Source organism: Pseudorhizobium flavum (genome assembly GCF_044142885.1).
Lineage (GTDB): Bacteria > Pseudomonadota > Alphaproteobacteria > Rhizobiales > Rhizobiaceae > Neorhizobium > Neorhizobium flavum.
The window spans coordinates 142,172-167,628 of sequence record NZ_JBIOKZ010000003.1; the positions used below are offsets into that span (position 1 = coordinate 142,172).

Here is a 25,457-nt window from a genome sequence, read left to right on the forward strand (position 1 = left end):
GGCTCAGTAGGGCAGGCCGACATAATTCTCTGCCAGCGCCGTCGAGGCGGCGGTCGAACGGACCAGATAGTCGAGCTCCGCCTCCTGAACCCGTTGCTCGAAACCGCCCGTCTCTGGAAACCGATGAAGCATCGTTGTCATGGACCAGGAGAACCGTTCCGCTTTCCACACCCGCTTCAGGGCACGGATGGAGTAGGCATCGACGCCCGAAGAAGACCGGTCGAGGTAGAATTCCCGTAAGCCTTCGAAGAGGTAATGGACGTCACTAGCGGCGAGATTGAGTCCCTTGGCTCCGGTGGGGGGAACGATATGGGCCGCATCACCCACTAGGAACAGCCGTCCGAAACGCATGGGCTCGGCGACAAAGGACCGCAATGGAGCGATAGACTTCTCGAAGGAGGGGCCTGTGATCATAGCCTCCGCATGCCGGGCGGGCAGGCGGGCGCGCAATTCGTCAAAGAACCGCTCATCGCTCCAGTCCTCCGGCCGTTCATCGAGCGAGCACTGGATGTAATAACGGCTGCGGGTGGGGGAGCGCATGGAACAGAGGGCGAAGCCTCGAGGATGGTTCGCATAGATTAGTTCATGGCTGACCGGCGGCACATCGGCGAGGATGCCAAGCCAGCCGAAGGGATAAACCTTCTCGAAGGTCTGGAGTGCGGCTTCCGGGACTGATTTGCGGCTGATCCCATGGAAGCCGTCGCATCCGGCTATGAAATCGCAATCGAGGCGATGCGTGACCCCATCCTTCTCATAGGTGACATGGGGATGCTCGCCGTCGAACGCATGGGGCAGGACGTTCGCCGCTTCGTAGATCGAGACTGCACCGCTGGCCTCGCGTTTCTGCATGAGATCCTGGGTGACCTCTGTCTGGCCGTAGACCATCACGCGCTTTCCGGTCAGCGCATGCAGATCGATCCTGTGATCCTGCCCATCAAAGGCGAGCGATATGCCATCGTGAGGCAGGCCTTCTGCATGCATTCGCGCGCCGGCCCCGGCCCGATCGAGAAGCTCGACCATGCCCTCCTCCAGAACGCCGGCACGCACGCGCCCCAGCACATAGTCTTTCGTGACCCGCTCCAGGATGATGTTATCAATGCCGGCATCGGTAAGCAGTTGGCCGAGGAGCAGCCCTGACGGCCCGGATCCGATAATGACGACCTGTGTACGCACGATGTCCTCCCTCAGCCTGGAACTGACAAAAGCTAACCCGACGCGCATGCTGCAGAAATGGACATTCCCACCAACTTATGGGACAAACCCGACATTCTCCGCCATCCAACAGTCAGACGATGTTCGTACCAACTTACGATCTTTACGGCGAGAAGAGGCCTCAGGAAGCTGATTTCTGGGTGCATTGTGAAACGATTGCGGCTCGAAGCAGTGCGCATCGATGGGAAATCAGGCCCCACCGGCACGACAGCTTCTTTCAATTCCTGTACATTCGGACCGGATCGGGTGATGCAGACGTCGCGGCAGAACGGATCTTGCTCACTCCACCGTGCGTAGTTCTCATGCCACCCGGCGTCAGTCACGGATATCGGTTTTCCAAGGACATAGAAGGCTTCGTGATAACAGTTGTCGCCGACAGGTTGCCGATCACGGCACGTGTTTCGCAGAACCGGGGAGATTGGCTCTCCCGGCCGCGAATGGCAGTCATCGAAGCTAAGGAAGCGCCCTATCTGGATGCGACTCTCCAGCGCATTGCCGACGAGTTTGAGAAACATCGCGGTGAACGCCGCAGCCTGATGGGGTCTCTTCTGACCACTGCTATCCTTCTAACCGGCAGCTCGGCTGCCCCGCCCGACAACGAGCCCCGTCATGACGCAAAGCAGGCGCGGGTAGAGTCGCTCAGGACCCTCATTGCGGAACGGTTTCGTGACCAGTTGACCGCGCAAGACTACGCGCGGCTGCTCAACCTGTCGGTGACACACCTCAATCGCGTGGTTCGCGAGGTCACGGGACAGACCCTTCACGAATTCATCATGACACGCGTAGTGGACGAGGCCAGCCGGGCGCTCCTTTTCACGCCAGCAAGTATCAAGCAGATCGCCGTCAACCTAGGGTTCGCGGATCCCGCCTATTTCTCGCGCTGGTTCCGCAAGCGGACCGGTCGGACGCCGGGCCAGTTCAGATCCGATGAACGCGCAAGCCTTGAGCGCTAACGTATCAGGATCGCCCGGAAATCGTTCACGTTGGTACCGGTGGGACCGGTTACGAAGAGATCATCTATGGCCTCAAAGGCCGTGAAGCTGTCATTTCTCGCAAGAAGCAAGCGGGCATCGAGATCGCAGGCGCGCAATCGACGGACCGAGCTGCCGTCGGCAAAGGCGCCGGCGTTCGCTTCGGAGCCGTCTATTCCGTCGGTATCGGCTGCGAGCGCGAGGACAGGATAGCTATCGACCGACAGCGCCAGGGACAGTGCGAACTCGCCGTTCCGACCACCGCGTCCGCCTCTCCCGTCGAGGGTCACTGTCGTTTCTCCGCCGGAGAGGAGAATGGCAGGCCGTTGGAAGGGACGATTTCGGTCGCAGATTTCCCGAGCAATGGCGGCATGAACCCGCGCCACATCCCGAGCCTCCCCCTCAATGGAATCGGAGAGGATGTGCACATGGATGCCCTGGCGGCGCGCGACCTCGGCCGCGGCCTCGAGCGAAACCGCAGCCGAAGCGATCACGTGATGCTCGTTGCGGCTGAAGACCGCGTCATCGGGATGGGGTGCATCCGCTGCGGGAGATTGCAGATGAGCCAGCATGCGTTCCGGAAGACGCAGTCCGTATTGGGCGACGATATCAAGTGCATCCTGCCGCGTCGTCGCGTCCGGTACAGTTGGCCCCGACGCGACGAATGCCGGATTGTCCCCCGGTATGTCCGAGACGATCAGGCTCACGACCTGTGCCCGGGTTGCCGCCGCAAGCCGCCCGCCCTTGATGGTCGAGAGGTGCTTGCGCACCACGTTCATTGCTGAAATGGGGGCGCCGCTGGCGAGCAGTTCCTCGTTGAGCACCACCTCATCCGCGAGCGTGAGTCCTGCTGGCGGCGCAGGAAGCAGTGCCGACCCTCCCCCACAGATCAGGGCGATCACCAGGTCGTCCTCCGTCAGGCCGGAAATGGTGTCGAACAGTCTCCGGGACGCGACGAGGCCTGCAGCATCGGGGACGGGGTGAGCGGCTTCGAGGATCTCGACATTTCGGGTGGCGCATCCATAGCCGTAGCGTGTGACCACCACCCCCGAGAGCGTGCCGTCCCATAGGTCTTCCAGCGCAGCCGCCATCTGTGCCGCGCCTTTCCCCGCGCCCACAACGATCGTTCGGCCGCTCTTGCCGAGGGCAGGCAGGTGCCGGCGAATACCTTCCGTCGGATCGGCTGCCGCGACGGCCGCCCTGAATAGATCAGCCAGCAGCTCCCGGTCGTTCATCAATCACGCCTCCAACGTCGATCATCGTTCTTGCACCACGCCGGGCCTTCACCGTCAACCGCCGCAAACGGAACAAAGCGCGCTTCCAAGGATTGGATTCGCGTAATCGCAGACACAGGGAGTGCAAGGCATGAGCGAGCATCTCACGCAGGCGAGTTATCCAGGCGAGATCGACATCAAAGGCGATCGGGCCCCCGTTACCTACAAGATCAAGGCGATGAAGGAGGACGACGGAGCCATACATGTTGATTTGAGCCTGACGGCTCCCCGCGACTGGCTGCTGAAGCACGGCTTTCGCCACGAGGCAGTACTACGGCGGACAAAGGGAGATCCCGTCCCCGTTCATTTCGAGGAGACCCTTACCGTCGCCGACAATATCGCCGTGACCCTCCGCGCCGAGGAGTTCGTATGCAGAAGCATGGATGAGCTGGCGCGAACTTTTCCCGAGCTTGGATCCAAGGCAAACTGACAGCGGTCAGAGCTTTGCCCGGGTGCTGCGTGGCGTGGCGAGCAGCAGGCTGGTTTCGCTTGCGGTGATGCCGGGGACAAGGCGGATCTTGCGGAGGACCGCGTCGAAGTCTGCGAGGTTGTCGGCGCCGAGTTCGACGATGAGGTCCCAGCGACCGTTGGTCGTGTGGATCGCCGAGATTTCCGGGAACGTCTGAAGTGCGGCTATCACGCGATCGGTAACGCGGCCTTCGATCTCCACCATCATGATGCCACGAACAGGGGAGCCTGTAACATCGTTCGGCAGTACAACGGTATAGCCGATAATGCTGCCGCTCCGTTCCAGCTTGTCGATCCTGGCGCGGACGGTGGCTCGCGAAGTTCCCACTTCGATCGCAAGGTCGGAAATGCTCCTGCGGGCATTGTGCCGCAGAAGGCGAATGAGTTTCTCGTCGAGGGAGTGCATTCCGGTTTGACCTCTTGATCGTTCCAGAATGCTAGCTTCAGCTGCCATTCTTGGCAATTCCAACTATTCATTCTGCCATCCGTCCGTGCTCCTTTCCATCAAAGGAGACTTGTATGATCTGCAAACTGATCGGCGTTCCACTGCAGGATGGTGCTTCGCAACTTGGTTGCGAGATGGGACCGAGCGCGCTTCGCGTCGCGGGATTGGCGGGCACTCTCGAGAGCCTGGGCCATGACGTCCGTGACCTCGGCAATGTCAGCGTAGGGGCCGCGATGGGCATGCCGCATGCGAATCAGGCGATCCGAAACCTGGGACCTGTTGCAGCCTGGACCGAGCTCCTTGCGGAGGTTGCATATCGGGAAAGCGATGAAGGCATGCCGATCTTTATGGGAGGCGATCATGCCTTGTCGGCCGGCACGGTCGCCGGCGTGTCCCGTCGCGCGGCTGAGGAAGGAAAACCCCTCTTCGTGCTCTGGCTCGACGCCCATACTGATCTGCACTCGCTCCAGTCGACGCAAAGCGGCAATCTTCACGGGGTGCCGGTGGCCTATTTCACCGGGCGGCCCGGCTTCGAAGGATACTTTCCGCCTCTCGCCGCGCCTGTTGACGGCGCGAATGTCTGCATGATCGGGATTCGCAGCGTCGATCCGGCCGAGCGGGCGGCGCTGGAGGAGACTCAAATTACCGTGCACGACATGCGGACAATCGATGAACATGGTGTCGCGGCTCTCCTGAGAAATTTCCTGGAGCGGGTATCGGCGGCCGGTGGCCGTTTGCATGTCAGCCTGGACGTCGATTTCCTGGAGCCGAGTGTTGCGCCGGCCGTGGGCACGACTGTGCCCGGAGGCGCTACCTTCCGCGAAGCCCATCTGGTCATGGAGATGCTGCACGACAGTGGGCTGGTGACCAGTCTGGACCTGGTCGAACTCAACCCCTTTCTCGATGAGCGGGGGCGCACCGCCCTCCTCTTGGTCGACCTGACGGCTAGCCTGCTCGGCCGGAAGGTGCTGGATCGACCCACAAGGAGCTACTGATGCCGATCGCAAACCTGAACCTGGTTCCGTTCGTAAGCGTCGAGAACATGATGGACCTCGTGCTTGAGACCGGCATCGATGCCTTTCTGGTCGAGCTGGCCCAGTATATCGAGGAGGATTTCCGCCGCTGGGAGCACTTCGACAAGACGCCCCGTGTCGCGTCGCATTCGGCCGAAGGCGTGATCGAACTTATGCCGACCAGCGACGGCAGGCTTTACGGTTTCAAGTATGTCAACGGGCACCCGAAGAATACACGTTCTGGACGACAGACCGTGACGGCATTCGGAGTGCTCGCTGATGTCGAGACCGGTTATCCGCTGTTGCTTTCGGAAATGACGATCCTGACGGCGCTGAGGACAGCAGCCATGTCGGCGGTTGCTGCCGGCTATCTTGCTCCAAAGAATGCGCGGACCATGGCGCTGATCGGCACCGGAACGCAGAGCGAGTTCCAGGCGCGTGCCTTCCGTGCATTGCTCGGGATCGAGAGCCTGCGTCTGTTCGACGTCGACCACGGAGCGATGGCGCGTTGCCGCGGCAATCTGGCGGATCTGGGCCTATCCATTGCCCTCTGCGCTTCGCCGGAGGAGGCGGTCGAAGGGGCGGAGATCATCACCACCGCAACAGCGGACAAGCAGAATGCCACGATCCTGACCGACAACATGATCGGTGCCGGCGTTCACATCAATGCAGTGGGCGGGGATTGCCCAGGCAAGACGGAATTGCATCGCGACATCCTGCTGCGCTCCAGCATTTTCGTGGAATATCCACCGCAAACCCGTGTCGAAGGGGAGATCCAGCAACTCGACCCGGACCATCCGGTGGTGGAGCTCTGGCGCGTCATCTGCGGCAAGGAAGCCGGTCGCGACCGTGCGGACCAGATCACGCTCTTCGATAGCGTCGGCTTTGCCGTCGAAGATTTCTCCGCATTGCGCTACGTGAACGAGAAGCTGAAGGAGAGCAGGCACTATACCGCCTTGGACCTGCTGGCAGACCCGGACGAGCCGCGGGACCTCTACGGCATGTTGCTTCGGCGGCAGGCCTGGTTGAGACAGGCCTGCCTCGCATAGGCGCCCTCAAGGAAGTGGCATAATCTCCGTCGCGGCCTGCCTGATTGTCTGCATCAGGATGGATTGCGGGGCGGAAGGTGGCTGATCTGCCTTGAGGGTCAGTCCAACGGGCCCTCTGGTCTCGCTGGTATCCACGGGTAATGACACCAGGAACCCCTCCGCCAGGTCCCCCGACACCACGCCTTCCGAAATGATCCATACGGCGTCGCTTGAACGGGTGAAGGCGCGACCGAAGGCGTGGGAGACAGTCTCGACCTGTGTCGGAAGGCTTCCCACACCATTTGCGATTAGGAGCTGCTCGACGAAGGGGCGGATGATGGAACCTCTTGTCGGGATCAGGATGGGGAATGTCGGCAGGCTGGAGAAGATCGAGGGGCAGCCCTCCAGCAGCGGGTGTCCCGGCCGTACCGCCAAGACGACGCGTTCGGAGTAAAGGTGCTCGAACGTGAATCCGGTCATCTTTTCAGGTGCGGCGAGGCGCCCCACGACGAGGTCGAGGTCACCAAGCCGCAGCTGCTCCAGCAGAACGGCGTTTTCACCCGTCACGATCTTGATGCGGCTCCCGGTTTTCTGTTCGAGGAATAGTGACATCGCGCGCGGCATGATGCGCATCGAAACGGTTGGCAGCGCCCCAACGCGAACAGGCGGGGCGGCGTCGAAAAGTTCCTGCGAAACGGCATCAAATCCCTGCCGCAAAGCGGTCAGCGCCGCGCCGGCGTAACGGAGGTAGATCTCGCCATAGCGCGTGATACGGATGCCTCGTCCGTCGCGCTCGAAAATCGCGACACCCAGCGCTTCCTCCAACTCGCGGATGGTTTTCGTTACCGCGGGTTGGCTGACATGAAGGATCTCCGCCGCCTTGACGACGCTTCTTTGCCGAGCGACCTCCAGAAATGTATGCAAGTGCCGAAACTTGATGCGAGGGTCGCCCAACTGATATAACCTGGGAGTTAAGCAAATGGCTGATAATGTCATTTTACCTAACCATTGCGGAGCTGCAATGGTATTCTCGGGAGGAGAGAGACAATGCAGTTTGTACGCATCAGCGACGTCACGATTCATTACGATGTGACCGTTGCGGATTCCGGGAAGCCGGTGCTGGTCTTCATTAACTCTCTGGGCACCGATTCCCGCATTTGGCACCACGTCCTGCCGAAACTCTCCGATGACTTCACCATCCTCACCTACGACAAACGGGGGCACGGGCTTTCCGATCTCGGAACTCCGCCCTACAGCATAGATGACCATGTCAGCGATCTCGTCGGCCTGCTCGACCATCTCGAAATGGCGGAGGTCTTTATCTGTGGCCTGTCAGTGGGTGGATTGATCGCGCAGCGAGCCTATGAGCGACGCCCGGATCTGGTTCGGGCGATGATCCTGTCCAATACGGCCCACAAGATTGGGACGCCGGAGATGTGGAACCAGCGCATATCGGTAATCGAGACAGGCGGGATCGCCAGCATGGTCGACGATATCATGGCCAAATGGTTCACGCCGGAGTTCCGGGATCCGGGCAATGCAGCCTATCAAGGCTACCGCAACATGCTGCAACGTCAGCCTGCTGCCGGATACACCGGTACTTGCGCGGCAATCCGCGATGCGGACTTCACGGAAGCAGCGCAGAAGATTGCGGTCCCCGTCCTCTGCATTGCCGGTGAACATGACGGCTCAACGCCGCCGGCTCTGGTCCGATCGATGGCCGACCTCATCGACGGGGCGCAATACAGCATCATCGAGGATGCGGCTCATATACCCTGCGCCGAAGCGCCTGCCGCCTATGCGGCGCTAATCCGCAGTTTCCTGTTTAATGACGTCGAGGGATTGAGACCATGACCGATTCATCTCGCGAGACGGAACGCTATCGACAGGGTCTTCAAACCAGACGGTCCGTTCTTGGCGATGCGCATGTCGACGGTGCCCTTGCCCGCGAAACCCCTTTCGATCGCCCATTCCAGCAGTTCATCACCGAGGGGGCCTGGGGGACCTTGTGGTCGCGGCCGGGCTGGACGAAGCGGGAGCGCTCGATCGTAACGATTGCGCTGCTGGCGGCTCTCGGTCACCACGAGGAGGTCGCCATGCATGTGCGGGCGACGGCTCGCACCGGTGCGACAATGGACGACATCTGCGAGGCCCTCATGCATGTGGCAGTATATGCAGGCGTCCCCGCGGCAAATCATGCCTTCAAGATCGCCAAGGCGGTCTACGCCGAAATGGACGCCAACACCGAGGACGGGGGAGACAAGAAATGAGAAACGCACCGCCTGAAACGACACCTTTCTTTGCCCGCGACCGCGACATGCATCCGCCGGCCTACACGCCGTGGTACAAGACGACGGTGCTTCGGTCCCCGCAGCGCGCGCTGATTTCGCTGGAAGGTACGAAGAGCGAGATCACCGGACCCGTCTTCGGACACAATATCATCAACGAGTTCGACAACGACCTGATCGTCAACTATTCAAAGCCCGGCGACGGACCGATCGGCCAGCGGATTCTCGTCCATGGTCGGGTACTGGACGAGCGGGGCATTGGCGTTGCGGGAGCGCTTGTCGAGTTCTGGCAGGCCAATGCGGGCGGCAGGTACCGCCACAAGAAGGAGACCTACCTAGCTCCTCTGGACCCCAATTTCGGCGGCGTCGGCCGGACGATCACGGACGAGAACGGCTTCTACTGGTTCAAGACCATCAAGCCCGGCCCCTATCCCTGGCCGAACGGGGTCAATGACTGGCGCCCGGCGCATATCCATTTCTCCATCTTCGGACACGGATTTGCCCAGCGCCTGATCACCCAGATGTATTTCGAAGGCGATCCGCTGATCTGGATCTGCCCTATCGTGAAGACAATTCCGGACGAGGAAGCAATCAAGCGGCTGATTGCGCCGCTCGACATGAATGCGACCATTCCGCACGATATGCGCGCCTACAAGTTTGACATCGTGCTTCGCGGCCGCCGCTCAACCCTGTTCGAAAATCGCATGGAGGGGAACTGACATGGTCCAGCCACTCGGCTATCTCAAGGAATCGCCGTCGCAGACTGCGGGCCCCTATGTCCATATCGGCTGCACGCCGAACTTCACCGGCGTACACGGCATCTTCGACAAGGATCTCGGCTCCGGATCCATGATCAACGAGCAGACGCGCGGCGAAAGGATCACCATCCGTGGCCGCGTCATCGATGGCAGCGGAACACCGCTACGGGATGCGCTCGTCGAGATATGGCAGGCCGATGCCGACGGTTTCTACAACAGCCCATCGGAGACTCGCGGCGAGGCGGATCCGAACTTCTTCGGATGGGCCCGTTGCCCCGGCGACATGGATACGGGTGAGTTCGTCTTCGAAACGATCAAGCCTGGCCGGGTGCCGTTCCGCGACGGTCGGATGATGGCGCCGCATGTCAACTTCTGGCTCGTGGCGCGGGGTATCAACATCGGCCTCAATACGCGGATGTACTTCTCCGACGAGGAGGAGGCGAACGCGCAGGACCCCATCCTCGCCCGCATCGAGCACAAGGTCCGCGTCCCGACCCTGATCGGCAAGCGCGACGGCGATACCGTGACCTTTGACATCCATCTCCAGGGTGACAAAGAGACGATCTTCTTCGACGTCTGAGCTGCCGATGAGCTTCTCCGCCTTCGACCATCCCTATCTCTCCGCCCTCGTCGGCGACGACGAGGCTGCCGGTTTCTTCTCGGCGGAGGCGGAGATTGCGGCGATGCTTTCCTTCGAAGCCGCACTCGCGAAGGCCGAGGCGCAATGGGAGGTGATCCCGGCGCCTGCTGCAGCGGAGATCGTGGCGTGTTGCAGGAACTTCCGGCCCAATATGGAACGGCTGCGCGCGGGGATTGCCCGGGATGGTGTAGTCGTGCCGGAATTGGTCAAGCAGGTGCGCGAAAGCCTGAGCGAGGAGTCCAAGCCGCACCTTCACATGGGGGCCACCAGCCAGGATGTGATCGACACGGCGCTGATACTGCGGCTGAAGGGCGTGTGCGACCTACTTCATTCGCGGGTCCTCGCCTTGCAGGGTGAGATGGAGAAGGTCGAGGAAACGTTCGGCGACAGGATGCTGATGGCGCATACGCGCATGCAGGCGGCAATCCCCATCACCGTCAGGGACCGCATGCGTGCATGGCGGGAGCCGCTGCATCGTCACATGTCCCAGATGGATCGCTACAGGACCACCGATCTCGTCATCCAGTTCGGTGGTGCTGCCGGGACACTGGAGAAGCTTGGCGACAAGGCAGAAGCGGTCCGGCGAACGATGGCGGCCGAGCTTGGACTTCTCGATGCTCCGCAATGGCATAGCCAGCGTGACAGGATTGCCGGCTTCGGGAGCCTCCTGTCACTCCTGACAGGAAGCCTCGGCAAGTTTGGGCAGGACATCACCTTGCTTGCCCAGATGGGTGAGGAGATCATCCTGGCCGGTGGCGGTGGCTCTTCCGCCATGGCGCATAAGCAAAATCCCGTCGCTGCGGAAATGTTGGTGGGGCTCGCGCGGTACAATGCGGCTCAGGCCGGCGGGCTTCATCAGGCCCTCGTCCATGAGCAGGAGCGCTCAGGGGCTGCATGGACCCTGGAATGGATGATCCTGCCATCCATGGTCGGGGCCACCGGAGCTGCCCTCCGCCTGGCGGATCGGCTTGTGCGTGACATCCGCGACATCGGACGCAAGAGCTAGCCGCCTAGCTTGGTACGGGGAGGCCCGTTAGCTCAGACCTGAGGCAGTTGCCGCGAATTTGCGTTTCCCCCCTGCAGGACCACAACTCGTGACCCGTTCGGTACCCGCCGGTACAGGTCGATGATGTCCTGGTTCAACAGACGGATGCAGCCACTCGAGACTGCCTTGCCGATGGTCCATGCCTCCGTCGTGCCGTGGATGCGGTAGAGCGTGTCCTTGCCGTCCTTGAACAGGTAAAGCGCCCGCGGGCCGAGCGGGTTCATGACGCCCGGTTCCATGCCGGCGGCGAGGGGGCCATAGCGTTCTGGTTCCCGGGCGATCATGGCCTGGGTCGGGGTCCATCGCGGCCACTGCCGCTTGTACTGCACCACCGCCTCGCCCTCGAATTCCAGGCCCGCCTTGCCGACGCCGATCCCGTAGCGCAGCGCCCGACCGTTCTCGCGGACCAGGTAGAGGTACCGCGCTTCGGTATCGACGACGATCGTTCCCGGAGGCTGATCGGTCGGATAGGCAACATCACGCCGAAGAAACTGCGGCTCGACGCGCGTCAGATCCGTTGCTGCAACCGGGAAAGCCTCTCCATCAACGGCACCATACATGGCTACATACTCGTCGGGGATCAGCGGCTTCACGGTCCGGGTGCGGGGCGAGGTGGTGGTGGTGCATCCGGCAGCAAGTAAGGGAACTGCGATCAACAGTGAACGGCGCGTGAACTTCAACAAGGCAGGTTTTCCGGGAGGATGGAGGGGAGACCTGGGCTGGGGTTGGCCCAAGGAATGAGATGCCGGCCTGGAGCAGAACGTTCAAAGACGGCGCCTCCGGTATTAGCGCCAGCTCGCTACGGACGGCAATTCACGGTCGGTCACCAAACCGTGAGTGAGGCGTGCCGCCATCAACCTCATCGAAGCATCGGTCCCAGTACGTCCGCCGTCTTCCTGAGTGGCGCGAGGAAATGGCCGACTAGTTCACTGGCAGGAATCTGCGCAGCGGATGCACCGATGTTAAGCGCCGCGAGAACATCTCCCCGTTCATCCTTCAGGGGTACGGCGATGGAGCAGAGACCGACCTCAAGCTCCTGGTCGATGATGGCGTAGCCTTGCTCCCGAACCCGGACAAGCTCGTCCATCAGGTCTTCAGGCTCCGTTAGTGTCGAGGGAGTGAAGGCGCGGAGCTCACTCTGGCGGATTCGCGCCAATGCCTCCTCGGGCGGCAGGGCCGCCAGCATCACCCTGCCCATCGAGGCGCAATAGGCGGGCAGCCTGCTTCCAGGCATGAGATTGATAGACATTACCCGTTGATATGACGCCCGTGCGACATACACGATTTCGCTGCCGTCCAAGACGCTGACCGAGGCGCTTTGCGCGACGTCCTGCGAGAGACGGTCGATATGCGGCTGCACGATCCGCGGCAGGGGTGTCGCTGAAAGATAAGCGTGACCAAGGCGGAGCACGCGTGGGGTCAGCGAGAAGAACTTCCCGTCGTAATCTGCATAGCCGAGGCGAGCGAGGGTGAGCAGGCAGCGGCGCGTGGTGGCCCGGTCCAGTCCCGTTAGCCTCGCGACATCCGCAATCGACAGTTTCGGCCTTGCATCGGCGAAGGCCTCCAATACCCGAAGGCCCTTTGCGAACCCTCCAAGGAAATCTGTCTCCTGCAATGGATACTCCTCAATGTGCGATATGCGAACAAACGTCGAATAGCGCACAAATCGGTTGATGTCGATAGGCCGACCCGGTACTCCTGAACCAACGGAGACAGGAAGGATCGCATGGACAAGTCTGTCGCAAACATTGCAGATGCCGTGGCCGGGATCGAAGACGGTTCCACCATCATGATCGGCGGCTTCGGCGGGTCGGGCGCGCCGATCGAGCTTATCCACGCCCTGATCGATAAGGGGCCAAAGGGTCTCACCGTCATCAACAATAACGCCGGCAATGGCCGGATCGGGATTGCAGCGATGATCGATGCCGGGATGGTGCGGAAGATGATCTGCTCCTTCCCCCGCTCCACGGACCCACGCGCCTTCACCGACCGGTATCTCGCCGGCGACATCGAACTGGAACTGGTGCCGCAGGGCACGCTTGCGGAACGCATACGCGCAGGCGGGGCCGGTATCCCTGCCTTCTATACTCCCACCGCCTACGGCACCGAGCTTGCCGAGGGTAAGCCGACTGCCGAATTCGATGGCCGCCACTATATACAGGAGCGCTGGCTGAAGGCGGATTTCGCCCTCGTCAAGGGACAGGTCGGCGATACCCACGGCAACCTGACCTACAACAAGGCTGGCCGAAACTTCAATCCGCTGATGTGCATGGCCGCGGCGAAGACAATCGCACAGGTGACGCGGATCGTTTCGCCCGGCGGTATAGACCCGGAACATGTCGTAACGCCCGGGATCTTCGTCGACTGCGTTGTCGAGGTCAGCCAGCCCCGACAGGAAGAAGACCTCATTCGAGCCGGAGTGGCCTACGTATGACCGCCGAACCCCCCGTCAACACTCGCGAAGACATCAAGCTCTCCAACGCCCAGATCGCCTGGAGGGCGGCGCAGGACATCGCCGACGGCGCTTATGTGAACCTCGGGATCGGATTTCCGGAGATGGTGGCGCGATACCAGCCCTCCGGGCGCCAGGCGATCTTCCACACGGAAAACGGCATCCTGGACTTCGGCGAGGCGCCGCCTGAAGGGGAGGAGGACTGGGACCTGATCAATGCCGGCAAGAAGGCCGTCACCCTGAAGCCGGGCGCCGCATTCTTTCACCATGCCGACAGCTTTGCCATGGTCCGCGGCGGTCATCTGGATGTGGCGATCCTTGGCGCCTATCAGGTGGCCCAGAACGGCGACCTCGCCAACTGGCGCGTCGGCGCCAAGGGCGTTCCGGCTGTCGGTGGTGCGATGGATCTGGTACATGGGGCAAAGCAGGTCTGCGTCATCACCGAGCATGTGACGAAGAAGGGCGAGCCGAAGCTTGTTGAGCGATGCACCTTCCCGCTGACCGGGGTTGCCTGCATCACACGCGTCTATACGAGCCATGCCGTGGTGGACATTGTCGGTGGGCGCTTCGTCCTGCGGGAGAAACTGGCGGCCATGACGCTGGAGGAACTGCAGGCCATGACCGGTGCGCCGCTTCACCTAGACGGCCCCGTCGCCGATCTCGTTGTTCCCGCTCTTTGAGGATATCCATGACCGAAGCTTTCATCTGTGACTACATTCGTACCCCGATCGGCCGTTTTGGCGGCTCCCTATCTACGGTGCGCGCCGACGATCTCGGTGCGGTTCCGCTCCGCGCGCTGATGGAGAGAAACACCGGTGTCGATTGGGACGCAGTGGATGATGTCATCTTCGGCTGCGCCAACCAGGCCGGTGAAGACAATCGAAATGTCGCCCGCATGTCGCTTCTCCTCGCCGGTCTGCCGGTCTCCACAAGCGGTACCACGATCAACCGCCTTTGCGGATCAGGGATGGATGCCGTCATCGCGGCAGCGCGTGCCATCAAGGCGGGTGAGGCTGACCTGATGGTTGCTGGCGGTGTCGAGAGCATGAGCCGGGCTCCCTTCGTCATGCCCAAGGCCGAGACGGCCTTCTCCCGCAATGCCGAGATTTACGACACGACCATCGGGTGGCGCTTCGTCAATCCCGTAATGAAGAAGCAGTATGGCGTCGATTCCATGCCAGAGACCGGGGAGAATGTCGCGGAGGACTACCAGGTCACGCGCGAAGACCAGGATGCATTTGCGCTCCGGTCCCAGGCGCGAGCCGCCGAAGCCCAAGGCAATGGCCGTCTTGCTCGTGAGATCGTTTCCGTCACCATCCCGCAACGGAAGGGGGAACCGGTCGTAGTCGAGCGGGACGAACATCCGCGCGCGACAACGCTCGAGGCGCTCGCCAAGCTTGGTACGCCCTTCAAGAAGGAAGGTGGCACGGTCACGGCCGGCAATGCCTCCGGCGTCAATGACGGAGCGGCTGCGCTGATCATCGCTTCGGAAGCCGCCGCACGAAAACACGGGCTTGTTCCGATCGTTCGTATCCTGGGTGGTGCCAGCGCCGGTGTTCCACCCCGGATCATGGGAATTGGCCCCGCTCCGGCGACGCTGAAGCTTTGCAGCCGCCTCGGCCTATCGCCCCAGGACTTCGACATCATCGAACTGAACGAGGCCTTCGCGTCTCAGGGCATCGCCGTGCTGCGCGAACTGGGTATTCCGGAGGATTCGGATCGGGTGAATCCGAATGGCGGCGCAATCGCGCTGGGGCACCCGCTCGGAATGTCGGGCGCGCGGATCACGGGTACGGCCGCGCTCGAGCTTCAGCTCCGAAACGCGAAGCGCGCACTTGCGACGATGTGCGTCGGCGTCGGCCAGGGCGTCGCCGTAGCGCTGGAGCGCGCCTGAGCTAGAAATCCTGTCAATCGCGCGCCGGTGATGCTCACTCCGGCGCGCCTCCTGCGAAGAAGGCGGCTGTGTCGTCGAAGAACTCCTTCCTCGATGCGGGATCCGTGTAGAACATGTGTCCGCCGCGATAGATCTGCAAAGAGGTGCGTTCTGCCGCAAGCAGGGGCGGCAGGTGGTCAAGCACGTAGCGGCTCATCCCGTAGGGCGTGATCGCATCGCTGTAGCCGTGGGCAACGAGCATACGAAACTCGGGAATGACGGATAGCAGATCGCGCAGATCGTCCACAGCAGACGCGATAGCACGTCCACCCCCGCCATGATCGCCGTTCCATTCCCAACGTCGGTTCACCTCTTCGTTGAGGAGCGTGTAGGTCATCCTGCTGCGATAGCCCAGATGATGCTCGGCATAGGACGCGAAGACACCGCCATAGGCGCGCGTATAACCATCTAGGATCGGATCGTCGTTCCGTCCATAGGCGGCTTCCGGATAGGGATCCGGCCTTGCATAGGAGACGTCATAGCGGCTGACAATCTGCCCGCTCCCCCCGGAGTTCTTGCTGTAGGCGTCCGCCAGGAACCCCCGGCTATCAGCGACGACATTCTCCGGCATGCCGGTAAGGGTGGAGATCCTGCTATAGAATTCTCCCGCAGCGTCCCCGGTGAGTGGCGGTCCGGCGAGCGTCACCAAGTAGTCTGTCATGGCGAAGCGTTCCGCTTCGGCCAGCGCCTCTCTCGTGAATGCTCCCCGTCGTTCGAGTTCGCCAGCTGCAAGAGCAGGCAGTTGCAGCGCCGCGCTCAAAGGATCGTCCCCGGAGTTGAAGAGGAAGCGACCTTCGAGAAGTGGCGAGAGCATGATGATCCCCGACACCAGAAGGCCCTGGTTATCCTTCAGAGCAGTGGCTACTTTGGCCGCTCGGAACCCTCCGTAGCTTTCTCCGAGCAGGTATTTCGGGGATTGGAAGCGATCGTTCTTCTGGACGTAGAGGGCAATCAGCTTGGCGATGCTGTCGGCGTCCTGATTCACGCCATAGAAGCTGCGGGCGACATCATCGCTGGCAGCGCGGCTCCAGCCCGTGCCCACAGGATCGATGAAAACGAGATCAGTGAATTGCAACCAGCTGTCGGGGTTGTCGACGAGGCTTGGCGAAGTGCCGCTATTGCCGTCGAGGCCGAAATCCACCACCTTCGGGCCCGCCAGCCCGAGGTGGAGGTAGGCTGATGCGGCGCCTGGCCCGCCGTTGAATGCAAAGGTAACGGGACGCGGTGACGGGCCCTCAGCCACATAGGCCGTGTAGAACACCTTTGCCGTCTGTCTCCCGTCCTGACCGTAGAGGTCCAGAGTGCCGGCAGTCGCCTGGTACTCCAGTGGCGAGCCTTCAGTCGACAGCCGATGCTCGGTGATTGAGTCGGCCGGAATGAGGCTGAAGATGCCTGGCGGCTGACTTTCCGCTTGCTGGGCTGCCGCGGGAGCGACGAGCCCTGGCAGAAGCGCGAGGGATAGAAGGAGGCGGGGCATGAAAGACACGTAGATCACTCCGGATTGTCGGAGCAGGCAATCTAGGGCGATCGCCCTGCACAGACACTTCAATAGAAATTGAAGATCCCGCGGTCAGGACCGCCCTTGCCGCTCACGCATGATCATTGGGCTTTGCTGCGGCAAGCGGCTGGAGATGCAATTGGCGTGGCTTAAGAACGCTGTCGAAAGCTTCGCATCTTCCGATGTAGATGATCGCGGCATTGTCCAGTTCTGCCAGCGTCGCGGCCAACTCCAGCTGAACATCTGCCTCCAGGCCCTCAAGAATGTCGTCCAGGACGAGCCAGCGCGGCTCGATCAAGAACAGATTTGCCAACCGCAGGCGCGCCTGATCCTCCTCTGACAACTTCCGATCCCAGCGCTCCGTCAGGTCAAGCGCAGCTACCAGGGGAGAAAGCCCTACCCGTTCGAGTGCAGTCCGAAAGCGATCCTGGTCCATGAGTGCGGAATCGAGCGGATAAGCCAGCACATCGCGCAGACGGGCATGCGGCAGGTAACCCTGTTGAGGAACGAACACTATCCGACCGTCACTCGGCAGGGCAATCTCGCCCTTTCCCCACGGCCAGATGCCCGCAAGAGCTTCGAACAGGAGCCGACGGTTGGCGCCGACGTCGCCGTTGATCATGATGTGCTCACCCGGGAGGATCGTCTCGTCGGCGGGGAGACGCAGACCGTGTTTTAGCGGCGTGTCGGGGCTTGCGGTGTAGAGTTCAACTCCCCGCAGGACCAAGCGATCCTGCTCCGTCGTCGGATATCGCAAGTCGCCGGCGCCGGGCGTCTCGTCCAGGGAAAGCAACACCTTTCGAAATGTCGAGACCCGCATCAGCGTCGCCTTCCAATCGGCGATCTGGCGGAAGTTGTCGACATACCAGCGCAGGGCACCATAGACCTGATTGAACGCGCCCACCGCCATCATCAGTCCGCCGAAGGTCAGGTTGCCGGCAAAGTAAACGGGTGCCGCGATCAGGATCGGCGCGACGGTGGAGAGCCAGCCAAAACCCGCGGAAACCCAGGTTAGATTCGTATATCCTCGGGCGAGCCGGCGGATGACATGAAGAACAACCGTGATGGCGTTCTGCACGCGGTCGCGTTCACGGTCTTCCCCTCTCGCAAGGGTGATCGCCAGAATGTTCTCGTTCGTGTGCATCAGGGCGAAGCGAAGCTCCGCTTCCTTGGCATAGCGCTCGGCGTTCAGATCCGGCAAACGGCGGCCGACGATATTGCTGAGGATCGAAGCGAGGCCCGCATAGCCGAGCGCAGCCCAGACCATGTAGCCCGGTATGGTGACGCGTTCGCCGTTAAACTGGAAGCTGAAGGTTTCGGAGATTGTCCACAAGACGCCGATAAAACTGACCAAGAGGATGGTTGCGTTTACGAGCCCAATAGCGAGCGAGGTGGTCAGTTCGGAAAGATTTCGGGCATCCTCGTGCAGCCGTTGGTCAGGGTTGACCCCCATTGTCCGCATGTGAAGAAGCTTCAACGCCCGCTGAGGCCTTAGCCACTCGTCTACCAGGTCTCGTGCCAATCCCTCGCGCATGTGAAGGGCAGTGATCTGGTTCAGATAGGTCTGGACGACGTTCAGCAGGAGGAGAGAGCCTCCGATCAGCGCAAAAACGCCCAGCTGGACCATGAACTCGTCCAGATCCCTCCTCTCGATGGCGTTGTAGAAGGGCACATTCCACTGATTGAGGCGATACTGCGCGTAGACCGTCGTCAGGATGATCACCAGCAGGGCAACCGCGAGGGCGAGGATGCGGTCTCTGGCGTGTGTGCGCCAGAAGGCCGACGCCATGAAGCCGACTTGCTCGGAAAAGGAAAGATGATGATCCTGGACATCCTCGTCCAGGCCCCGGATGGTCAATTGCTCTGTCGCCATGCCGACGCTGCCTCTTCGCCGGCTATCTCCATAGCCCATCCTCCTTTACGAGGGATTGAAGCAGATCAATATCCGGCGCTTGTCGCCAGTTTCGGCTCGGAGAGCATGACGAAGAAGAAGCAGAAACAGAGAACGCTTCCGATGCAGGGCGAGGTGCAGGACCGCGAACAGGCGCGGTCGGCACTCCACAAGCTTCGGAAGGCATGGAAGAGGGCATCCGAGAGCGAACGACAGGCCTTCCGGGCGGAAGTGGGACTGCAGATTCCGGCTTCCAGCGCTATCGGCGAGCGGCACCTGATTGCGGATGGACGATACCTGCTGCCGAATACGATCAAGCGGATCGAGACTATCCTGGTCCGACGGCGCCTCTCACAGGATGCATTGATGGAAGAACTAGGCTTTCCGGGCGAGGGAAAAGACCTTGTCCGCGCGCTCGCGAAGGGACGGAGTCTTCGGTTGCGGGTGATTGCGGCCCTGGACGAGTGGCTGACTGTACAGGAGCAAGGCGACCCAATGCAGGAAAAGCGGCAGATTGATCTAAGGTAGCCTTGAAATGCTGTCTTGAGCGGACAGATAGCTCGCCATGTCCCGACACCGGAAGCGGGCGAGTGGAGTATGGGTAAGCAGCAATGAATGTTCTGGTTCTGGAAGACGACGTTCTCCTGGCGATGGATGTGGAGGATTACCTTATCGAACAAGGCCACCAGGTTGTCGGACCATTCGCGCGCATCCCGCAGGCGCTTGCTGCCATCCGGGAGGGCAGGATCGATGGCGCGATCCTTGACCTGAACCTCAATGGAGAACTCTCCTTTCCCGTAATCGAAGCCCTTCAGGAGCGAGGCATACCGTTGATCGTGTGCAGCGGCTATGCAGAGCTCCCGGAACTCAAGGCCAAGCTCGCAGGGTTGCCGCTGATCGCAAAGCCCTGGAATCCTCAGAAGATGTCAATGCTCATGAACGAGCATTTCCCGTCCTTGCCCGAGCGGCGTGCTGCCAGCAACTGACGGCTTGCGCGCCTATCCGGAAAGATCTGCGAGGGGGATGCCTATTTCGCAGACCAGCCCGGTCTTGAGATATTCCAGGCGCACCTCGCCATTCAGTTCGTAACGAACGCTACGTTCGATCAGCGTCATGCCGAACCCGGCTTCTTCAGGAAGCTGGACCGCAGGCCCGTCGCTTTCCTCCCAGCGGAGCGTCAACACACCCTTGCTATCTGTTTGCCAATTGACATGGACAGTCCCGTGCTCGCTCGAGAGCGCGCCGTGCTTCACTGCGTTGGTGGCAAGTTCGTTCAGCACCATGCTCAGCGCAAGGGCGGCCTTCGGGGTCAGCAAGGTTAGCGGCCCGGCATCGATCCGGACGCGTCCGGTGCCACGATCCTGCGGCGCAAGCGTCCGCCTGACGACTTCCAGCAGTTCCGCCTCGTTCCAGTTCGTCTCGAACAGGAGGGCATGCGCATCGGCCAATGCACGCAGGCGGCCGAGGAGGTTCTCAACGTAATCATCAAGCGAGGAGCTCGTCTTCACCGTGCGGCGTACCAGCGACATCACCATTGCCATGGTGTTCTTCACGCGATGGCTGAGCTCGCGGACCAGCAGTTCCTTCTGACGCTCGGCGTCTCGACGCTCCGTCCGTTCGCGTGCCTCCGCGAGCGCCCGCTCGACTGCCGCCGGTAGTCTTATCAGGCGTTGCTTGAGGACATAGTCGGTGGCGCCTTGTCGGAAGGATTCGATTGCAACTTCCTCCCCCAGGATGCCGGAGACAAAGATGAAGGGCACCTCCGGTGCCACGTCGCGGGCCAGTTCCAGGGCACTCATGCCGTCGAAGTCGGGCAGGGAAAAGTCTGCGAGGATGACGTCATAGTCGCCCCCGTCGAGAGCCTCTTCGTAGGTCTTCCGGTTCTGCGCGTACCGGATTTCCGGGACGGGCTTCAGCGTCTCCAGGTGCTCCCGGATCAGTTCCGCATCCAGGTGGCTATCCTCGAGAACCAGGACACGGGGTTGGCGAAGCTGATTATGCACGTCCATTGCGCAGCGATCCGGGTGGGGGTTCGTTCAGCAGCGCCCAGAATACGCCGAGGTCCTGGATGGCCTTGAAGAACTCGTTGAACTCGACAGGCTTGACCACGAAAGCATTGACGCCGAGCTCATAGCTCTTAACGAGGTCCTGCTCTTCTCGCGATGATGTCAGCATGACGATGGGGATCTGACGAAGCCTTTCGTTGCGCTTGACCCGTTCAAGCACTTCCAGCCCATCGACCTTGGGCAACTTCAGGTCGAGCAGCACGACGGTGGGGTCGCCATCCGGACGGCCTTCATAAGTGCCCGTGCCAAACAGATAGTCGATCGCCTCCGCGCCATCGCGCGCGATCACGATCTCATTGGCGAGCTGGCATTTCTCCAAGGCCGCGAGCGTCAGTTCAAGATCCCGCGGGCTGTCTTCCACGAGAAGGATCGGTCTCAGTTCAGGCAATCGCTCTTCCCTTTCTATCCGGTGTCGGCAGGGCGAATACGAACTCGGCTCCCTTGCCAACTTCACCTGTTGCCGTGATCGATCCGCCGTGGCGCTCAATGATGCGTCGTGCGAGCGCTAGGCCGATGCCGGTGCCTTCAAAATCTTCTGCGCGCTGGAGCCGCTGAAATACCCCGAACAGTTTCCCGACGTAAGCCATGTCGAACCCTACGCCGTTGTCAGATATCCGGTAAACGACTTGTTCTGCATCTGCGGAACCGTCAATGGCAATGACGGCCGGATCCTGATCTCTCGTATATTTCACCGCGTTGTCGACCAGGTTATACCAGACCTGCCGCAGCAGAGTAGAGTCACCCCAGGCGACAGGCAAGGGGGCGATCCGCCATTCGATCTTCCGCTCACTCTGGGTCAACATCACGCTCTTGACCACTTCCGAGACGAGCTTGTTCATATCCACCTTCTTGGGCACGATCGCAGTGCGTCCGAGGTGCGAGAAGTTCAGGAGGTCGTCGACCAGCCGGCCCGCAGCGAGCGCTGATTCCGATATGTTGCTAAGATAGTGCCGGGACTTTTCGTCAAGTTCCCCCTCGCGTTCCCGCAGTAGCTGCGCGAAACCCACGATGTGTCGAAATGGCGCCCGCAGATCGTGCGAGACGGAATAGGAGAAGGCCTCCAGTTCCTTATTGGAGCGCTGCAGCTCACTGGTCAGCTCCGCGAGTTCTTCCGCGCGTCGAAGGACGATCCCCACAATTGCAGCACGGAGGTCGCGTGCTGCCGCGATCTCCGCTGCCGTCCAGGGTAGTGCCTGCAGGCGCACCTGCTCCTGCCAGGCCTCGAAAGATTTGCGGGGATGGATACGCCCGTTCTCGGCGACGTGCTTATGGGGGTCGCCTCCCCACGTGACGGTCCGATGAACCTCCGGGCGGACCCAGATCAGCCAGCTGGGGTAAAGCTTGGAGAGTCGGATTGCCAGAATCCCACTCGCCGTATCGGCGAAGTCGGTGGCGGAGGGCAATTGGGCAGACAGCGAGGCCGTGGCGAAGACTTCTTCTGCATCCCCACTTTGTTCCAGCCAATGGACGATGGCCTGAAGCTGCGGCTCGGCCGGGGTGCTTCCCAGGCAGATGCAGCGGGCATCGGTCATGATTGCCGCACCTGTTGCGCCCACCTGCCTCAGCAGGTCGTCACGGGCTTCCGCCAATCCTTCGACCCAATCGGAACTAGCGCTCATGGAAGCAAGCAGCCGTCCGGTAACCTGGCTGAGGTCAACTCGTTGGGAAGCTTCGGCGGCGCGTTCCTGGGCGGCAATACGCATGGCCAGCGACTGAACGACAAAGTCGCAGAGATCCCGAAGGGTCGAACTCACCTTGTGCGGCTGCGCACTGTGGCAGGAGACCAGGCCCCAAAGATGCCCGTCAATCATGATCGAGATCGACATGGAAGCAGCAGTGCCCATGTTTCTCATGTACTCAAGATGAACGGGAGAGACGCTGCGCAACTGTGCGGAACTCAGGTCAAGCGGCTCGTTCGTCTCGGGGTTGAGAGCGGGCTCGAGTGGAACGGGTTCGTAGCTTGCATCCGGGATAAGGCGAACCCGATTGGTGGCGTATAGCGCCCGTGCCTGCGCGGGTATGTCTGAAGCCGGAAAGCGCAGGTCTAGATAAGACGGAAGTATTCCGTTCCCGGCCTCGGCGACGACCTGGCCATTCCAGGCGTCATCGAAACGGTAGGCGAGGACCCGATCGAAGCCGGTGAGTTCCTGCACGAACCGCACCGTCTCATTGAGGGAGCCGGGCGTGTCTGCTTGGGCAGCCAGGCGTTCGATGAAACTCCGCAGCCCGGAAAAGATACCGGAGGCCGTCGCCTCTTCGGCCTCTTCCACTTCGACAATGATGAGGCCGTTGGAGCGATGGGCGATCAGGATCAGGCCCCGGTCCGGTATGGCTATCTGTAAAGCCGGCTCGCCGCTTTCATACCATTCCCGGATGCGTTCAACGTTAGGGCCGAGGTTTAGTGGCTTCTCGCTCAGGATGAGGGTCGATCCGAGCAGATTTCCTGTATTCGCACTGGCCTGAATGACGTTCATGTCCGAGGGGCGGAGCACAAACAATGCTCCGTGTGGCTGGATTGCTCCGGGGATGTGGATTGGCTCCCGCGCGCAGCCTTCGAGATCCGATTCGGGCTGCACCACGTGAACATCCTCCTGCTTCACCTCCGGCGGTAGGCTTCTCTCACTGAACCGCCTCCGCCGTACTCCTGGACGCTAGTGTCTGGCAGAATAGAGCGGACCATCTCGATGTAAACCTTCTGCCCTGAAGTTAGGCATTTCGTGTCGCTTCAAGCGATCTTCTGCGTGATGAAGAACCCGGCAGTGGCAGCGAAGGAAGTCAGGGCGGTGCCCCATGCCATATCGATGATGGTCATGGCCAGCGGCCAATTCTTCAAAGTCGCAAGGTTGGTCATGTCGTAGGTTCCATAGGCTACAATGCCCAGGATTGCCCCTGCGATGGCGGCCTGTGTCCAGCTGTTTGCGGCCAGCGCAGGCATGACGGCGAAGTAGACGATGCCCGCCACGTAGACGAGGTAGAAGGCGCCCGCGGCTGCGAAGTTCGGCTGCTCAAGCATCATGTCGCCGAGCCAACCGCGATAGAGACCGGTTGCAACCCGACCGAGCCAGATTGCGTCAATGGCGAAGAATGCGACGGCGGTGACAAGATAAGCGACGACAGGTACTGGCATCGGACATACCTCTCCGGCTCTTGGATCAGATCTTGAGGATCGGCTGGATCATCCGAACGATCCAGCTCGTGAATTTCAGCGGCGCTTCGGTGACGGCGAGGCAGATGCAGTCTTCCCCTTCCGTCGCCACCGGCGTGTGAAGGAGATCATCGTCCGCCTCTTCCATATCGCCACGCTCGAACAGCTCGTCTCCGTCGCGGAAGCTTCCCGACAGCACGAGCGTAAGCTCCCGCCCCCTGTGGGTGTGTTCGGGGACCGGCTTGCCAGCCGGGATACGGAGCAAGCGAACCTGCGTGGAGGGGTCGCTGGTTGGAATGCGGATCTGATAGGCGCCGCGTCCCAAGGCGCGCCATTTCAGGCCGTCCACATCGCTGCCCACATAGGAGCGCAAGGGCTCCGGCAGGACAGCACTCGGCGTGCCAGGGGGAACTGCCCGCACGCTGTTGCCGGGAGCAGCAGCTTCCGGGTCAGTTGCCTTCTCCTTCAAGCGCGTCTGGAAACGGTTCCATGAATCGCCCAGGTCATCTGACACCGAAATCTTGTCCAGGAGCGCGCCGGCTGCGCCTTCCATGGCAGAGAGGTGATTGCGGCAGGCCGGGCAAAGGGCAAGGTGAGAGGCAATTGCAATGCTCCATCCTTCCGACAATGTGCCGGCGGCATAATCAAGAAGCATTTCCTCGCTGATGTGGTGACGTACCTTCATCGCCGATCCTCCAGCGCCGTGCGGAGCTTTGCGAAGGCCAGCCGGATACGCGATTTCACGGTCCCAAGCGGCAGGTTCATCTGCTGCGCGATGGCAGAGTGCGGGATGTCTTCAAAAAACGCCTTCTTGAGCACATCCTGCTGTTCGCTCGGGAGTGTCGAGAGTGCCCGTCGCAGCAGATCTGCCTCCTGCGCTTGTTCGAACTCGCTGTCTGCAGGAGGGATATCGTCTGCGACGAAGGCCGGATCCTGAGGGTCGAACATGGGTTGCTTGCGCCGGTAGGCGTCGATGCGGATATTCCGCGCTACGGTAAAGACCCATGCGGATACAGTGCCTCTTGCCGGATCGAACTGGGCCGACTTCGACCACACCGCCATCATCGTTTCCTGCATCAGTTCTTCCGCGGCCTGTCTATCCTTCGTCTTCAGCGCCATGAAGGCGCGGATCTTGGGTGCGTAAAACCGGAAAAGCGCTTCGAACGCCTCCACATCGCGGTCCCGTCCCACGGTCACCAGCAGAGTTGCGAGCTGCGCCGGTGTGGGTTCGGCTGCCTTGCTCGCCGGTATCTTCGGCTTTGTCATACCTATGCCTTGCCTTGCGCGCCGCCGCCGAAGCGGTGCGGATGCATGGTTCTGGCACGTCTGG

General features: G+C 61.2%; 28 protein-coding genes. 14 read left to right on the top strand and 14 right to left on the bottom strand.

All coding sequences use genetic code 11. From position 1 onward, the window contains the following. Positions 1–3: 3 nt before the first annotated feature. Positions 4–1,173 carry a 4-hydroxybenzoate 3-monooxygenase gene (pobA, locus tag ACEPP2_RS07620; RefSeq protein ID WP_395516227.1) on the bottom strand — a complete coding sequence of 390 codons (1,170 nt, stop codon included), beginning with the start codon at positions 1,171–1,173 and terminating at the stop codon, positions 4–6. Between the two features lie 119 nt (positions 1,174–1,292). Between pobA and ACEPP2_RS07625 the strand changes: the two genes are divergently transcribed. Then, positions 1,293–2,165: a helix-turn-helix domain-containing protein gene (locus ACEPP2_RS07625; protein WP_395516228.1), complete on the top strand. Its 873-nt coding sequence runs from the start codon at positions 1,293–1,295 to the stop codon at positions 2,163–2,165. On the opposite strand, the gene ACEPP2_RS07630 is transcribed toward ACEPP2_RS07625, so the two are convergent. Next, on the bottom strand, positions 2,162–3,418 hold the full coding sequence (locus ACEPP2_RS07630) for a glycerate kinase type-2 family protein (RefSeq protein ID WP_152341603.1): 1,257 nt from the start codon (positions 3,416–3,418) through the stop codon (positions 2,162–2,164). The two genes, ACEPP2_RS07625 and ACEPP2_RS07630, sit on opposite strands and share 4 nt — an antisense overlap. 130 nt (positions 3,419–3,548) lie before the next feature. Between ACEPP2_RS07630 and ACEPP2_RS07635 the strand changes: the two genes are divergently transcribed. Then, complete coding sequence (locus tag ACEPP2_RS07635; RefSeq protein WP_152341604.1) at positions 3,549–3,887, top strand: hypothetical protein; 339 nt, start codon at positions 3,549–3,551, stop codon at positions 3,885–3,887. Between the two features lie 6 nt (positions 3,888–3,893). Here ACEPP2_RS07635 and ACEPP2_RS07640 read toward each other — a convergent pair whose 3' ends face one another. Further along, on the bottom strand, positions 3,894–4,331 hold the full coding sequence (locus ACEPP2_RS07640; RefSeq protein WP_142586633.1) for an Lrp/AsnC family transcriptional regulator: 438 nt from the start codon (positions 4,329–4,331) through the stop codon (positions 3,894–3,896). Between the two features lie 113 nt (positions 4,332–4,444). Here ACEPP2_RS07640 and rocF point away from each other — a divergent pair, with 113 nt between their 5' ends. Both rocF and ACEPP2_RS07650 read left to right on the top strand, forming a co-directional pair. Continuing rightward, entirely contained in the window at positions 4,445–5,365 is a 921-nt protein-coding gene (gene rocF, locus ACEPP2_RS07645) for an arginase (RefSeq protein ID WP_395516229.1), read from the top strand. Next, on the top strand, positions 5,365–6,432 hold the full coding sequence (locus ACEPP2_RS07650; RefSeq protein WP_395516230.1) for an ornithine cyclodeaminase: 1,068 nt from the start codon (positions 5,365–5,367) through the stop codon (positions 6,430–6,432). Before rocF ends, ACEPP2_RS07650 begins: the two co-directional genes overlap by 1 nt. A gap of 6 nt (positions 6,433–6,438) precedes the next feature. Here ACEPP2_RS07650 and pcaQ read toward each other — a convergent pair whose 3' ends face one another. Beyond that, entirely contained in the window at positions 6,439–7,407 is a 969-nt protein-coding gene (gene pcaQ, locus ACEPP2_RS07655; protein ID WP_395516430.1) for a pca operon transcription factor PcaQ, read from the bottom strand. A gap of 51 nt (positions 7,408–7,458) precedes the next feature. On the opposite strand from pcaQ, the gene pcaD reads away from it, so the two are divergent. The 5 genes from pcaD to ACEPP2_RS07680 are packed head-to-tail and all read left to right on the top strand — an operon-like array spanning position 7,459 to position 11,103. Then, on the top strand, positions 7,459–8,265 hold the full coding sequence (gene pcaD, locus ACEPP2_RS07660; protein ID WP_077548829.1) for a 3-oxoadipate enol-lactonase: 807 nt from the start codon (positions 7,459–7,461) through the stop codon (positions 8,263–8,265). After that, positions 8,262–8,681 (top strand): 4-carboxymuconolactone decarboxylase, encoded by a 420-nt coding sequence (gene pcaC / locus ACEPP2_RS07665; protein WP_077548830.1) that lies wholly within the window; start codon positions 8,262–8,264, stop codon positions 8,679–8,681. The genes pcaD and pcaC overlap by 4 nt, the downstream gene beginning before the upstream one ends. Further along, on the top strand, positions 8,678–9,418 hold the full coding sequence (pcaH, locus tag ACEPP2_RS07670) for a protocatechuate 3,4-dioxygenase subunit beta (RefSeq protein ID WP_077548831.1): 741 nt from the start codon (positions 8,678–8,680) through the stop codon (positions 9,416–9,418). Before pcaC ends, pcaH begins: the two co-directional genes overlap by 4 nt. A gap of 1 nt (position 9,419) precedes the next feature. Further along, positions 9,420–10,037, top strand: coding sequence for a protocatechuate 3,4-dioxygenase subunit alpha (gene pcaG / locus ACEPP2_RS07675; RefSeq protein ID WP_077548832.1), 618 nt, complete (start codon positions 9,420–9,422; stop codon positions 10,035–10,037). 7 nt (positions 10,038–10,044) lie between these two features. Further along, on the top strand, positions 10,045–11,103 hold the full coding sequence (locus ACEPP2_RS07680; RefSeq protein ID WP_395516231.1) for a 3-carboxy-cis,cis-muconate cycloisomerase: 1,059 nt from the start codon (positions 10,045–10,047) through the stop codon (positions 11,101–11,103). Between the two features lie 32 nt (positions 11,104–11,135). On the opposite strand, the gene ACEPP2_RS07685 is transcribed toward ACEPP2_RS07680, so the two are convergent. After that, positions 11,136–11,822 (bottom strand): L,D-transpeptidase, encoded by a 687-nt coding sequence (locus ACEPP2_RS07685; RefSeq protein WP_077549009.1) that lies wholly within the window; start codon positions 11,820–11,822, stop codon positions 11,136–11,138. 179 nt (positions 11,823–12,001) lie between these two features. After that, positions 12,002–12,757 (bottom strand): IclR family transcriptional regulator, encoded by a 756-nt coding sequence (locus ACEPP2_RS07690; protein WP_077548834.1) that lies wholly within the window; start codon positions 12,755–12,757, stop codon positions 12,002–12,004. Between the two features lie 111 nt (positions 12,758–12,868). On the opposite strand from ACEPP2_RS07690, the gene ACEPP2_RS07695 reads away from it, so the two are divergent. Genes ACEPP2_RS07695 through pcaF form a run of 3 tightly spaced genes read left to right on the top strand, consistent with a single transcriptional unit; the run spans position 12,869 to position 15,488 of the window. Then, positions 12,869–13,576: a 3-oxoacid CoA-transferase subunit A gene (locus ACEPP2_RS07695; RefSeq protein WP_395516232.1), complete on the top strand. Its 708-nt coding sequence runs from the start codon at positions 12,869–12,871 to the stop codon at positions 13,574–13,576. Next, entirely contained in the window at positions 13,573–14,274 is a 702-nt protein-coding gene (locus ACEPP2_RS07700) for a CoA transferase subunit B (RefSeq protein ID WP_395516233.1), read from the top strand. The genes ACEPP2_RS07695 and ACEPP2_RS07700 overlap by 4 nt, the downstream gene beginning before the upstream one ends. Positions 14,275–14,282: 8 nt before the next feature. Beyond that, the gene (gene pcaF, locus ACEPP2_RS07705; RefSeq protein WP_142586621.1) at positions 14,283–15,488 is read left to right on the top strand and encodes a 3-oxoadipyl-CoA thiolase; all 1,206 of its coding nucleotides are present in this window, start codon (positions 14,283–14,285) and stop codon (positions 15,486–15,488) included. A gap of 34 nt (positions 15,489–15,522) precedes the next feature. On the opposite strand, the gene ACEPP2_RS07710 is transcribed toward pcaF, so the two are convergent. Beyond that, positions 15,523–17,004: a S10 family peptidase gene (locus ACEPP2_RS07710; RefSeq protein WP_142586758.1), complete on the bottom strand. Its 1,482-nt coding sequence runs from the start codon at positions 17,002–17,004 to the stop codon at positions 15,523–15,525. A 112-nt stretch (positions 17,005–17,116) separates the two neighbouring features. Beyond that, on the bottom strand, positions 17,117–18,898 hold the full coding sequence (locus tag ACEPP2_RS07715; RefSeq protein ID WP_395516234.1) for an ABC transporter ATP-binding protein/permease: 1,782 nt from the start codon (positions 18,896–18,898) through the stop codon (positions 17,117–17,119). A gap of 105 nt (positions 18,899–19,003) precedes the next feature. Here ACEPP2_RS07715 and ACEPP2_RS07720 point away from each other — a divergent pair, with 105 nt between their 5' ends. Continuing rightward, positions 19,004–19,444 carry a hypothetical protein gene (locus ACEPP2_RS07720; RefSeq protein WP_152341617.1) on the top strand — a complete coding sequence of 147 codons (441 nt, stop codon included), beginning with the start codon at positions 19,004–19,006 and terminating at the stop codon, positions 19,442–19,444. 83 nt (positions 19,445–19,527) lie between these two features. Continuing rightward, positions 19,528–19,902, top strand: coding sequence for a response regulator (locus tag ACEPP2_RS07725; RefSeq protein ID WP_142586618.1), 375 nt, complete (start codon positions 19,528–19,530; stop codon positions 19,900–19,902). A 12-nt stretch (positions 19,903–19,914) separates the two neighbouring features. Here ACEPP2_RS07725 and ACEPP2_RS07730 read toward each other — a convergent pair whose 3' ends face one another. From ACEPP2_RS07730 to ACEPP2_RS07755, 6 genes are all read right to left on the bottom strand, one after another. Further along, positions 19,915–20,925, bottom strand: a complete 1,011-nt coding sequence (locus tag ACEPP2_RS07730; RefSeq protein WP_077548841.1) for a sensor histidine kinase — start codon at positions 20,923–20,925, stop codon at positions 19,915–19,917. Next, complete coding sequence (locus tag ACEPP2_RS07735) at positions 20,912–21,370, bottom strand: response regulator (RefSeq protein WP_395516235.1); 459 nt, start codon at positions 21,368–21,370, stop codon at positions 20,912–20,914. The genes ACEPP2_RS07730 and ACEPP2_RS07735 overlap by 14 nt, the downstream gene beginning before the upstream one ends. Next, positions 21,363–23,561, bottom strand: a complete 2,199-nt coding sequence (locus ACEPP2_RS07740; protein ID WP_395516236.1) for an ATP-binding protein — start codon at positions 23,559–23,561, stop codon at positions 21,363–21,365. Before ACEPP2_RS07740 ends, ACEPP2_RS07735 begins: the two co-directional genes overlap by 8 nt. Positions 23,562–23,707: 146 nt before the next feature. Then, positions 23,708–24,109: a DUF2177 family protein gene (locus tag ACEPP2_RS07745; protein ID WP_395516237.1), complete on the bottom strand. Its 402-nt coding sequence runs from the start codon at positions 24,107–24,109 to the stop codon at positions 23,708–23,710. A gap of 25 nt (positions 24,110–24,134) precedes the next feature. Beyond that, positions 24,135–24,812: a ChrR family anti-sigma-E factor gene (locus tag ACEPP2_RS07750; RefSeq protein ID WP_077548845.1), complete on the bottom strand. Its 678-nt coding sequence runs from the start codon at positions 24,810–24,812 to the stop codon at positions 24,135–24,137. Beyond that, positions 24,809–25,393 carry an RNA polymerase sigma factor gene (locus ACEPP2_RS07755; protein WP_139346284.1) on the bottom strand — a complete coding sequence of 195 codons (585 nt, stop codon included), beginning with the start codon at positions 25,391–25,393 and terminating at the stop codon, positions 24,809–24,811. Before ACEPP2_RS07755 ends, ACEPP2_RS07750 begins: the two co-directional genes overlap by 4 nt. Positions 25,394–25,457: the final 64 nt, after the last annotated feature.